Below are 11,869 nucleotides of genomic sequence, written 5' to 3' on the forward strand. Positions count from 1 at the left end.
AGTCATGAATTCATCCTTACAAACGGACATCGAGCAGTGGGATGACCTGCTGGCACAAGTCCGGTCCCAGGCTACGGCCTATCTTCAGAATATTGAATCCGTACCAACCAGCCCTCAGGTACCGGATTTCGTCTCGGCTGAATTGCCCGAAGCAGGTTGGGGAACCGCTCAGGCGTTGGCCTTTTTCCGCCAGCATTACCAGCCCTGGATGGTAGCTAGTGCTGGCCCCCGGTACTGGGGCTTCGTGGTGGGTGGTACCACGCCAGCGGCTATGGCGGGCGACTGGCTCACATCCGTATTTGATGCGAATCCACAGAGTCTTCAGGGTACGGGGGATCGCTCGGCCCAGTTGGAAGTCGAAACGATTCGAAGCATGCGGCAGTTGCTGGGCTTACCGGATACCTTCACGGGCGGGTTTGTATCGGGAGCGACGATGTCCATTTTCACGGGTCTGGCCGTAGCCCGGCAGTGGGCAGGCGTACAAATGGGTCAGGATATTGCTCGGGAAGGCTTGTCGGTGCAACCCATCGTTCTGGCGGCTACCCCGCACTCGGCCGTACGCAAAGCTATGGCGATGTTGGGAATGGGTAGCAATCGCCTGATCAAACTGCGAACCCTCCCGGATCGCGAAGCCGTCGATCTGGCGGATCTGGAAGAAAAACTCCGCCAGTATCGGGGGCAGCCCATCATTGTCAGTACGAGTGCCGGAACGGTAAACACCGTCGATTTTGATGATTTCCTTGGCGTACAGCAACTCCGGCAGCAGTACCCGTTCTGGTGGCACGTGGACGCGGCTTTTGGCGGGTTTGCGGCCTGCTCCCCCCAGTACGTCGATTGCTTGCAGGGCTGGGAAAACGCCGACAGTATTACCGTCGATTGCCACAAGTGGATGAATGTTCCCTACGATAGTGCCGTCATTTTCACGCAGCGGAAACACCAGCAGTTACAGGTACAAACCTTTCAGAATTCCAATGCTCCGTACCTGGGTGATCCGGATGAGAACTTTTCGTACCTGAATTTTCTACCTGACAATTCCCGTCGACTCCGGGCTTTACCCGCCTGGTTTAGTCTCATGGCCTACGGAAAAGCGGGCTTTGCGGCTATGGTCGAGCAGAGTGTACGCTGTGCCCAGCGACTGGGCGAGGCTCTCGAAACCAATACGGATTTTCGGCTGGTGGCTCCGGTACGACTTAATGTCGTTTGTTTTACGCTTCGCCAAATGCCCGAACGAGCCGCCGAATTTCTGACCTTACTCAATCAGCGGGGAAAAGTGTTTATGACCCCAACGCTACTGGAAGGCACATTTTGCCTACGGGCCGCTTTCGTTAATTTCCGAACTACCGAATCGCACATAGACGAAGCGTTGGAAGAGTTGACCTACGTTTTGCAAGTATTGAATACCTAAATACAGCCTGAAAACAAGCGTGATGGCCTGCCGAGAGATCGGCGGGCTTATTTTTTGTGTACTGATAACCAGACTGATCGGTAATTTTAAACAATCAACGCATCGTGTTTTGAAAAATAGTGTTAATAAATTGTTTGAAATTAAATTGTGTACAATATATTTGCATTCGTAAATGAATATGGAACAGCTCAAGCTTGATCAGCAACTTTGTTTTCCGCTGTATGCGGCGTCCCGGCTCGTTACGGGGTTGTATCGTCCCTTGCTGGAGGAACTTTCGCTGACGTATCCGCAGTATCTGGTGTTACTGGTATTGTGGGAAAAAGAGTCGGTGACGGTAAAGGAACTGGGGGAGCAACTCTGGCTGGACAGTGGGACGCTGACGCCTTTGCTGAAACGGATGCAGGAAAAAGACCTGGTAACCCGTACTCGCAGCAGCGATGATGAACGAGTGGTAAACATCACGTTAACGGAAGCGGGGAAAGACCTGCAAGCTCAGGCTGCGGCCATTCCCAATCAATTACTTAGCTGCCTGCATTTGGAGCCTGAACAGGCTATGCAACTACGGGAGCAATTGCAAAATTTTTTAGTACAGCATACGCAAGTATCGTAAAATCAACAACCATGGAAAAATTGTATACGGCCCAAGCAACTGCCACGGGTGGACGCAACGGTCAGGTAAAATCAAGTGATGGCGTACTGAATCTGGAAACGCGAGTTCCGAAAGAAATGGGTGGTTCCGGTGGAGCGTATACCAACCCCGAACAATTGTTTGCCGCAGGTTACGCGGCTTGTTTTGATAGTGCGTTGAGTCTGATTATCCGTACTGAAAAAGTAAAAGCGGGTATGACAACGATTACGGCAGAAGTAAGCATTGGTAAAAACGATGCCGGTGGATTTGGACTGGCCGTTACTTTGAACGCGAATGTACCAGGCGTAGATCAGGCTACGGCCGAAGCTCTGGTAGCGAAAGCTCATCAGGTGTGCCCGTACTCAAATGCTACCCGCAACAACGTAGAGGTAACGTTAGCCGTAACGACAAACGAATAAGTAAAGCAGATAAGTGCTAAGTGGAACCTGCCTGCCAACGGGAGCTGCTGCTAATAAAGTAAACGCGTAGGTTCGGGTCCTGTCTGCCGGCGGGACCCGATTGTTTTTAATGGCTGTCGAGTAATTGTAGAGCCCGCTTGGCTACCTGTTCGGGCGTAATCCAATGCATACAGGCCAAATCGCCCCGAAAGCAAGGCTTATTGCCAAATACGGAACAGGGTCGGCAGGACAACTCGTCGGGCGAAACCTGGATCATATTCGCTTCGGATTGCCCCCAGGGGCCAAAACCCGCGTAGGGGTGCGTGGCTCCCCAGATCGAAAGTACGGGTACACCACTCAACGCGGCCAGGTGCATATTCCCGGAATCCATGCAAAGCATCAGCTCAAGCTGACGAATCAGCGTGAGTTCGGCCCGGAAGGAAAGTTTTCCGGCTACTAGAACGGCTTCGGGAAAGGCGTTCTCCAGCGTTTGTAACTGAGCAACTTCGGCTGATCCGCCGCCAAAGAGAAAAATCCGCACCGGTCGTTGCTGACGAATAAGCTCCAGGGTTGGCTGAATGCGTTCGAAAGGCCACATTTTAGGCTCGTGCTGAGCGAAAGGAGCAACGCCCAGCCATACTTCATTGCTTTTTTTAGCGGGAATGTTTTTCAGAAAAGCCTGTACCTCAGTTTCTGCAGAAGTAGCAAAGTACGGGGCTGCTCCGAGCGTAGCGGTGTAGCCCGCCCGGTTGAACGTATCCAAGTACCGCTCCATACTGTGAGGCAGGGGACGACGAATTTTATTTTCCTGTCGGGTCAACGCCTTCTTCTCCTGCCGCCCCTTATCAAGCGTAACGCTGGGAATCCCCGAAAACCGGAAGAACGTTTTTAGTATCGCCGTCCGTAAATTCTGGTGCGTATCAATGATGTACTCAATAGGACCGGCTTGCTTCAAATCAAGGTGCAATCGGTACAGGCCTGCCATGCCTTGGTGTCGACCGTCCAGATCAGCTCCGAACACCCGTACCCCCGGAAGACCTTCGAAAAAGACGGCGAATTTTTGCCGTGTAACGACGGTAAGCTGCCGGTCGGGGTAGGCTTCGGCAATGGCCCGTATCACGGGCGTCAACAGAGCCACGTCACCCATGGCCGAAAACCGGAAAATTAGTAATTGCTTCATCACTCCGCGTAGGCTCGCTGCTTACTTCTGCTGGTACAAAACGGGATTCAGGGTAGGATCGTTGTACATCTTCATTTGCCGATATACCTTCATAAAACGATCACCGTTGCGAATATCTTCGAGCAATTCGTCAAAGCATTGAGCCAGATCCGTCTCCTGTTCGAGCAGCAGTTGTAGTTTGTGCTGGGCTTTCTGCCGGTGTTCATCGGATGCTTCTGCCCGTTGAGCCTGTTCACGGAAATGGTAGATTTTTAACTGAAGTATCGACATCCGGTCCAGGAGCCAGGCAGGCGTTTCGGAGTTCAAACGGGCCGTTGGTTTGCGGGGAGCATCGCCCAATAAAGCGATAAACCAGTCGTCCATTTGTTCAACCGTATCCGTCCGATCCTGGTTGGATTGGTCAATCCGACGTTTTAATCCAACCAGTTCTTCGGGAGCAATTTCCGGACTGCGAATCAGATCTTCCAGGTGCCATTGTACCGTATCGATCCAGTTTTTCTGGTACAGCAGAGCCTCCATACTTTGTGCTTCGTAAGGATTCTGAATGGGGGTATCAACATGGTCCGCTTGGTGATACACGTCAATGCTCTGGCGGAAAATAGTATTAGCTAGGGTAGCGTTCATGCGTACAAACTTTCGGCAAAAGTACCGAAAAGAAAGCAGCAAGTCACACCCTGCTTGGGTAAAGCCCCAGAAAGCCCATATTTATTAAGAAATGAAAACCGAGGGGTTTATGTGCTTCTTTTGTTAAAAAGCAAAGAAGTCCCCTGTCTGGCAAGGGGCCTTTGTCTGCTAAGCTTTCGCTTTTTTGTAGAGCGGAACGGTACTGCAAGGTTCACCAAACATGAGCGTCTGTACAACCGGACGAAGTTTCCGGGCAACCTCGACGTACGCCGCTACGGGCACGGGATAGGAACTGCAACCTTTCACGACTACGCGGGCTCCGCGGTAGTCTTCCGGATTGATCTGCTCCAATGCTTCGTAGAAGAGTTTATCCTCCAAGGCCTGGGTATCGCCGAAAACAACCGTGTGGGCAAAAGGCTGCAGGTGAATGGCCAGTAGCATGTACGCCCAGGTGGGTACAATCGCGTCTACCGAGCATAAGATCGCCACATTTTTTCCAGTATACTGGCTCCAGTCGTGGGATTTAAGAAACTCCCGGAAATCCTTCTCCCGCAAAATGGCCTCCATAAACAGGTTATCCTTCAGGTCGTAGATGACCCGTTCGCCCGAATGATAATAGGTTTCCAGATCCAGCGTAACCAGGCCCGATGTCGCGACCCGGTTGATAATTTCCGGTGTTTCCATGTCAACTATAATTTAGCTTTAGGCAAGGTGCCCATAAATTCTTTTAAATAGTAAGGTTCGAACGTAATCAAATCTTCGAAAGCCTGCTTACTAAACGCTTCTTTTGCCAGATAACCCACCGTTGTAGCCGAGGGATGAATGCTCACCGATGGAAAAATAGCCTGGGGATACAAAGCCAGCAGGGGCTGGCATTTAGCAGCCCCATCGCCAAAGAATACAACGGGACGCTTCTGTAAAAGTTCCGCAAAACTGTGCTCGTCGATGATACGGGCTTCCGTAGTACGGAGGACTTGCCGGGTATTTCCTTCGTATTCGGCACAGTATACTTCCATTCGGCGGGCATCAATCATGGGGCAGAGCACGTGCGTAGTCGGATAGAACGGCTGTAACTGAGCCGCCATGGCCTCCAGCGTATGAATAGCAATGAGCGGTTTATCCAATGCATAACAAAGTCCCTTCGCCGTCGATACCCCAATGCGTAATCCCGTATACGAACCTGGCCCTTTAGCTACGGCCACAGCATCGAGTTGAGCGAGTGAAAAGCCCGCCTGTGTCACTACATTTTCAATAAGCGTGGTCAGTAGGGAAGAATGAGTCTTTTCCGTCAACAGTTCATAACAACCCAATAATTCACCCTGTTGATGCAAGGCTACGGAGCAAACTCGCGTAGACGTATCGATAGAAAGAATAAGCATGGAACAAAAATAAGCCCACTAAAATGATTTTTAGCCTACTAAAAAACTTCTAAGGGAAGATATAATCAATTTAGAAAGGTACTTTGGGTAATACATTGTTAGAAAAACCTAATTTTAAAAGAAACAGGTACCTTTATAAGCAATGAGAAAGTATAGCTGTCATTTGTTTTTGAGTAAAAAAGCTTATTTGTGAGGTGTAACGCATGTTGATACATTAATTTGAAAAAAATTTAGGAATAATAAGTATAAATGTGAGAAAAATCTTGTAACGTTGCAGAGTAAAACAGCCGTAATCAGTTCAGTAGTTGAAAATCGGCGGTTTTTACAGCATACGGTTTTCGTATTATCGATTGATGCCTTGACTCCCTTCGGGGAAATTCATAAAGATCTCACTCGATCTCGCTGCGTCTGCAGATCGGGTATAACGTGGGTTGGATAGACGCCGCTCTCCGATTCGGGTTTCTCGGATCGGAGACTTATTTTTTAGCCCCTTTCGTACTAGCCTTTCTGATGAAAAGGCTTTTTTTTGTGCCTTTCTCTAGCTTGCTTATAATCTATGATTTCCTGGAATGATTTTGAAGCCGTAGAACTACGGATTGGTACGATTCTTCGCGTAGAAGATTTTCCTAAAGCTAAAAAGCCAGCGTACCAGCTTTGGATTGATTTCGGTCCTGAACTGGGCGAAAAACGTTCTTCGGCCCAGATTACGGTGCATTACACCAAGGAAGAACTGGTAGGAAAACAAGTGATCGCTGTGACTAACTTCCCGCCCCGCCAGATCGCTAACTTTTTTTCAGAAGTACTGGTAACGGGCTTTCCCGATGCCGACGGTGCCATTGTACTGGCTCAACCCGAACGTTCGGTACCCAATGGTACCCGATTGATGTAGAGAGTTTGAGGGAGGAAGCATTTTTATCCGTCTTCTCTGAATAAACCTCTGGACGAGTAAATCCAAACAATCTAGTATTTATGAAAAAAACGCTAGTACTGGTAGTGAGTATGGCACTGCTAACCCTGACGGCTATGGCTCAGTCGAAAGAGGAAACCGCCGTAACGCAGGCCGTTGAACAACTCAAAGCGGCCATGATTAAGGGCGACAAAGCTGATCTGATGGCTATTACCCATGATCGGCTTAATTACGGACATTCGAGCGGCCTGATTGAAGACAAGGCTCTATTTGTAGAAAACCTGACGAATGGAAATTCTGTATTCAAATCCATCAACCTGAGCGATCAAACCGTCACGGTAGTGGGTAGCACCGCTCTGGTACGGCATACGCTCGCGGGCGAAACGGCCAATAAAGGGCAGGCGGGACAAGTCAAACTGGGCGTACTGCTGACGTGGGTGAAGGAAAAAGGAAAGTGGCTGCTACTGGGCCGCCAGGCGTATAAGATTTAGTTCGGAGTTTTGGGTTTAGAGTTTTGAGTTACGTTTCTGACTGGTTAGGGTTAGATACCTTGAAGAGTCATAGTCTTTTTAGTAGCTATTCAATTTCCTGATGCACTATTCCGACACTTATCCCGAAACTCAAAACACTAAACCCAAAACGCTAAGTTACAAGGTTCCCATTTTACCCATCTGATAATCATACAGGGCTTCCTGAATTTCTTCCCGGGTATTCATCACGAACGGACCGTGCGTGACGACGGGTTCCTGGATGGGCAGGGCCGAACCTAGGAGAATGCGTGAGTAGGCCGAGGCTTGTACCTGAATTTCTTCCCCCTCGTTCGCAAAAACGACCAGCGTTCGACCACTAATGGCCGTTCCGTTGACGGTAATACTTCCATTCAGTAAATAGAACAGAATATTCTGATTCGCTTCGATGGTACGGGTGAAACTTCCACCAGCATCCAGGGTAATGTTTGCCAGTGCAACTTCATAAATTGGTTGGATGGGGCCCTGTGTATCTTCCCAGGTTCCCGAAACTACCGCTGCCGTACCTTTGTCAAGAGCTACGGTTGGGATGTCTTTTTGCTGTAAACCCGTGTATTGGGGAGCCACCATTTTGAATTGAGCGGGTAGATTAGTCCATAGCTGAATGAGTTCGACCGGGCCCCCTTTTTCCCGAAATTCAGGCGATGAGCCTTCCGAGTGAATTAAACCACTGCCTGCCGTCATCCACTGAACGCCCCCTCTTTCAATCGTACTGGCAAAACCGCTACTATCCCGGTGTTGTACGTCGCCTTCGTAAATGAAGGTAACCGTTTCAAAACCCCGGTGGGGGTGAGGGCCAAAGGGTAAGCCACTATTCCGACCCGGAAAGTTCTGTGGACCGTGGTGATGCAGTAATAGAAACGGATCGATTTGATCAATTCCCGCGGCGGGTAAGGGTTGGTGCATCGTTAGCGGGCCCATGGGACGAGGCTGCGGATGAATAAGTGTATGAATCGTGCGAAGTGCCATAAGTCAACGTGTGTATATACATATAAATGAATTCCTGGGGTTTTGGTTCACTTTACGTCTCGTCAGTACTACAAACCTGCGTGTCATCCAAATCCCTAGGAGGGACCTTTAGCAACCGAAAGCCTCGCCGTTGCCCCCAACAACGGAGCAACGGCGAGGCTTTAAGTCTAGGAAATACTAACGGATGGTTATAGTAAACGGGCTATTTCGCTAACGCATTCCACAAAATTTCTGCCGGGTGCAGGGCTTCCCGACCCGTACCATCGTGAATCTGGTGGCGGCAGCTCGTACCTGCGGCGGCGATAATTACATCTTCGGGTTGTTTCCGAATCGTGGGGAAGAGAACCAGTTCCCCAATTTTCATGGAAACATCGTAATGCTCGGCTTCGTACCCAAAACTTCCGGCCATCCCACAGCAACCCGAGGGAATGAGTTGTACCTCGTAATTCGCGGGTAAGGACAGAATTTTCTTACTCGGTACGAGCGAACTCATGGCCTTCTGCTGACAGTGTCCGTGCAGTTTGATAAGCCGTTTTTCAGTCGTAAACTGGTCGGCTTTGATGCGTTTGGCATCGAGTTCCTGAGCCAGGTATTCCTCGAACGTATAGGTGTGCGAGGCAATGGCTTTGGCGTCGTCAACCAATTCCTCATCCACTAGATCAGGATACTCATCGCGGAAGGTAAGAATGGCCGAAGGCTCTACTCCCACCAGTGGCGTATCTTTCGTGATGAGTGTACGCAACAGCCGAACGTTACGGTTGGCTACTTCTTTCGCCATTTTGAGTAAGCCTTTCGACAACTGAGGTCGGCCTGATTGCATATTTTCGCCGGGTAACATCACGTTATATCCCAGCCGCTCAAAGAGTTGTACGACTTTCTTGCCGATTTCTACGTCATTGTAATTCGTAAATTCATCGGCAAACAGGTAGAAGCTCGGAGCTAGTGGTTTTTTCGCTTTGGCTTCCTTATTCCACCAGTTGGTAAAAGTTTGTTTCGCCAGCAAAGGCATGGTACGATCCGGGTGGAAGCCGACCATTTTATTCGCGACGCGTCGCAACGCAGGGGTATCGAAAATGCCGTTATACGCCCAGGGAGCCAGACTAGCCAGTTTATTCAGCGAAGTAAAATTAGCCACCAGCCTCGAACGTAGTGGTACGCCTTTGGCTTCGTAGTAATGCTGCAAAAACTCCATTTTGAGTTTCGCCATATCCACGTTTGAAGGGCATTCGGCTTTGCAGCCCTTACAGAGCAAACAGAGGTCGAGTACTTCCTTGATCTCGTCGTGGGCGAACCGGTTGGTTTGCGTGGAATTGGTCAAAAACTCCCGCAGAATATTGGCCCGGGCCCGCGTCGTTTCTTTCTCGTTTCGCGTCGCCATGAAACTGGGGCACATCGTACCGCCGCTGAGTTCCGTCTTGCGGCAGTCGCCCGAACCGTTGCACTGCTCGGCGTGTTGCAACACGTCCTGATTCTGATACCGGAAAAAGGTCTGGAAATGCGGCGTTTGCTGACCCGGCTCGTACCGCAGAAACGTATGCATGGGCGGCGTATCGACCACCTTTCCGGGATTGAAAATATTCTCCGGATCCCACATCCGTTTTACTTCTTTCATGAGGGCGTAGTTTTTCTCGCCCACCATCCAGGAAATGAACTCGCCCCGCAAGCGGCCATCGCCGTGTTCACCCGAAAGCGAACCGTCGTATTTCTTCACCAGTTTGGCAATTTCTTCGGCAATCAACCGGAATTGCTGATTCCCCTCGCGGGTTTTCAGGTTGATGATCGGACGCAGGTGAATCTCGCCCGAACCCGCGTGGGCGTAATGCACGGCACTCATGCCGTTTTTCGCCAGAATTTCGTTGAAATCCCGAATGTAATCGGGCAAGTCATGGATATCGACCGTGGTATCCTCAATCACCGCCACGGCTTTTTCGTCGCCGGGTAGGTTGGAAAGCAGCCCTAATCCCGCTTTACGCAGGGCCCAGATTTTACCCGTATCGGCTCCAAATAGGATGGGAAAGTGGTAGCCCAGGTGAGCCGCTTTCATTTCGGTCTCCATGCGGGCGGCTACTTCTAGAATTTCCTCCCTGGTTTCTTTTCGAAACTCAACGACCAGAATGGCTCCTGGGTCGCCCTGCACGAAAAAGCGGTTTTTACTCTGTTCGATGTTTTCTTTCGTACACTCCAGAATATAATGGTCGATCAATTCACTCGCCGAAGGCTTGTACTGCATGGCGATGATATTGGCCCGTAAGGCCTCATCGACCGAATGAAAATGTACGCAAATCAAGCCCGCTTCCTTGGGGGGAAGGGGGTTAATGTGCAGCTTGATTTCCGTCAGAAAGCAAAGCGTACCTTCCGATCCGGCCAGGAGTTGGCAGAAATTGAAATCCATACCGCCCGGCGTAAACGGCTCGCAGTAAAGCAGCATATCCAGGGCGTATCCCGTATTTCGGCGTTCGATACTGGGTTTCGGGAAGTTCTTCCTAATTTCTTCCTGATTGGCAGTATCCTTTAAAATTTCAAAGGTCTTGCGATAAATGTCCGCTTCGAAAGGATTGGAAATACCCGGCAATGCGGCATCGCCCTTGAGCAGGGATTGTACCAGGGGCTGATCCGACGAAAGGGAACCAAAGGTAGCTTCCGAGCCATCCGCCAGTAAAGTCTTCACTTCCAGAACGTGTTCCCGCGTGGAACCGTAAACAACCGAGTTGGAACCGCAGGAATTATTCCCCACCATACCCCCAATCATGGCCCGATTGGCCGTGGACGTTTCGGGGCCAAACAGAAATCCGTAGGGTTTCAGGAATAGGTTCAGTTCGTCGCGTACGACGCCGGGCTGTACCCGTACCCATCCTTCTTCAAGATTGATTTCCAGGATTTTATTAAAATATTTGGAAACGTCAACCACAATGCCAGCCCCCACTACCTGACCCGCTAGGGACGTACCCGCGGTACGCGGAATGAGTGAGGTGTGGTGCTGCCGGGCAAAGGCAATGAGCGTTTTAAGGTCTTCCTGCGTCTTGGGCAAGGCTACAGCCGTAGGAAACTCGCGATACGCCGAGGCATCCGTTGCGTAAAGCGTACGCATGGTTTCGTCGTAATAGAATTCGCCTTCAAGGCGGGCAGCGAGGTCACGGAGAGCTTCGGTCGGGACAGAAGGCTTCGTAATTAATCGAGCCGTTGCTGTAGTCATAGTACGTTTTATTGCTTCGGGGGTGCAAAGGTAACCGATAGACTTTTTTTAAGAGTCGGGTTTTTACAAAAGATTCTTTTGTAAAAGAGGGTTCCCGATTTGTATTAACCCCTATAAAAAAGTTTCAGGCCTTTGCCGGGTGGACAAAGGCCTGAGAGTATGAGACACGATTGAAGGAATATAGGGAAATTAATTAATTCACAAACACCACGCGAGCGGGTTTATCGGTATTCAGACTGATGTCTTTTTTGACGATAGTTTCACCATCGGTTACTTCAATGTGGTACTGACCGTCCACTAATTCGTTCATGTCGAAACGGCGGGCGTAGCCGGTAGCGTTTTTACTGATGTTTTCACTGAACAGAATCTCACCCTTGGCATTCCGCAGCGATACGGTTAGTTTCTTACCCGCTGCTTTTTCCAGCAGAAAGTTGACTTTGCCTTGTTTGCCTTTAAAGACATTGACAGCGTAAGAGGTTTTAGCCGTTTCCTTGGGATCTTCGGTAGGACGAGGAGCGGCAAAGCTAGTCAGGGTAACGAAGGCGAAAGCAAGAGCGAAGAGAGAAGTGATGGAAGTTTTCATGGCTTTTATCGATTGAGATTGACAGGCAAAAAAAAGATGATCGGTTGTGTTAGAAATTCATGGCTTGGGTACTTTC

General features: G+C 49.9%; 12 protein-coding genes. 5 read left to right on the forward strand and 7 right to left on the reverse strand.

Annotation, left to right across the window (positions count from 1 at the left end; genetic code table 11):
• The first annotated feature begins 4 nt into the window (after positions 1-4).
• The 3 genes from ACOJTG_RS10625 (at position 5) to ACOJTG_RS10635 (ending at position 2,452) form a co-directional block, all read left to right on the forward strand.
• Complete coding sequence (locus tag ACOJTG_RS10625; RefSeq protein ID WP_420153787.1) at positions 5-1,405, forward strand: pyridoxal phosphate-dependent decarboxylase family protein; 1,401 nt, start codon at positions 5-7, stop codon at positions 1,403-1,405.
• Between the two features lie 172 nt (positions 1,406-1,577).
• A complete protein-coding gene (locus ACOJTG_RS10630; protein ID WP_420153788.1) occupies positions 1,578-2,015 on the forward strand; it encodes a MarR family winged helix-turn-helix transcriptional regulator in 438 nt (145 codons plus the stop codon).
• Positions 2,016-2,026: 11 nt separating this feature from the next.
• Complete coding sequence (locus ACOJTG_RS10635; protein ID WP_104713624.1) at positions 2,027-2,452, forward strand: organic hydroperoxide resistance protein; 426 nt, start codon at positions 2,027-2,029, stop codon at positions 2,450-2,452.
• 106 nt (positions 2,453-2,558) lie between these two features.
• Here the strand turns inward: ACOJTG_RS10635 and ACOJTG_RS10640 are convergent, their stop codons facing one another.
• The 4 genes from ACOJTG_RS10640 to tsaB all read right to left on the reverse strand — a co-directional run bounded on the left by ACOJTG_RS10640 (position 2,559) and on the right by tsaB (position 5,614).
• A complete protein-coding gene (locus ACOJTG_RS10640; protein WP_420153789.1) occupies positions 2,559-3,611 on the reverse strand; it encodes a glycosyltransferase family 9 protein in 1,053 nt (350 codons plus the stop codon).
• Positions 3,612-3,632: 21 nt separating this feature from the next.
• Positions 3,633-4,235 carry a DUF4254 domain-containing protein gene (locus ACOJTG_RS10645; protein WP_420153790.1) on the reverse strand — a complete coding sequence of 201 codons (603 nt, stop codon included), beginning with the start codon at positions 4,233-4,235 and terminating at the stop codon, positions 3,633-3,635.
• A gap of 168 nt (positions 4,236-4,403) precedes the next feature.
• Positions 4,404-4,919 carry a DUF2480 family protein gene (locus tag ACOJTG_RS10650; protein ID WP_420153791.1) on the reverse strand — a complete coding sequence of 172 codons (516 nt, stop codon included), beginning with the start codon at positions 4,917-4,919 and terminating at the stop codon, positions 4,404-4,406.
• 5 nt (positions 4,920-4,924) lie between these two features.
• Entirely contained in the window at positions 4,925-5,614 is a 690-nt protein-coding gene (gene tsaB, locus ACOJTG_RS10655; protein ID WP_420153792.1) for a tRNA (adenosine(37)-N6)-threonylcarbamoyltransferase complex dimerization subunit type 1 TsaB, read from the reverse strand.
• Positions 5,615-6,170: 556 nt separating this feature from the next.
• On the opposite strand from tsaB, the gene ACOJTG_RS10660 reads away from it, so the two are divergent.
• Positions 6,171-6,503: a tRNA-binding protein gene (locus ACOJTG_RS10660; RefSeq protein ID WP_420153793.1), complete on the forward strand. Its 333-nt coding sequence runs from the start codon at positions 6,171-6,173 to the stop codon at positions 6,501-6,503.
• Between the two features lie 80 nt (positions 6,504-6,583).
• Positions 6,584-7,012, forward strand: coding sequence for a nuclear transport factor 2 family protein (locus ACOJTG_RS10665; RefSeq protein ID WP_420153794.1), 429 nt, complete (start codon positions 6,584-6,586; stop codon positions 7,010-7,012).
• Between the two features lie 156 nt (positions 7,013-7,168).
• Here the strand turns inward: ACOJTG_RS10665 and ACOJTG_RS10670 are convergent, their stop codons facing one another.
• From ACOJTG_RS10670 to ACOJTG_RS10680, 3 genes are all read right to left on the reverse strand, one after another.
• Positions 7,169-8,017, reverse strand: a complete 849-nt coding sequence (locus ACOJTG_RS10670) for a pirin family protein (protein ID WP_420153795.1) — start codon at positions 8,015-8,017, stop codon at positions 7,169-7,171.
• A gap of 202 nt (positions 8,018-8,219) precedes the next feature.
• Positions 8,220-11,210 carry an FAD-binding and (Fe-S)-binding domain-containing protein gene (locus tag ACOJTG_RS10675; RefSeq protein ID WP_420153796.1) on the reverse strand — a complete coding sequence of 997 codons (2,991 nt, stop codon included), beginning with the start codon at positions 11,208-11,210 and terminating at the stop codon, positions 8,220-8,222.
• Positions 11,211-11,403: 193 nt separating this feature from the next.
• Positions 11,404-11,793 carry a hypothetical protein gene (locus ACOJTG_RS10680; RefSeq protein ID WP_420153797.1) on the reverse strand — a complete coding sequence of 130 codons (390 nt, stop codon included), beginning with the start codon at positions 11,791-11,793 and terminating at the stop codon, positions 11,404-11,406.
• Positions 11,794-11,869: the final 76 nt, after the last annotated feature.

It is taken from the genome of Siphonobacter sp., assembly GCF_048595215.1.
GTDB lineage: Bacteria > Bacteroidota > Bacteroidia > Cytophagales > Spirosomataceae > Siphonobacter.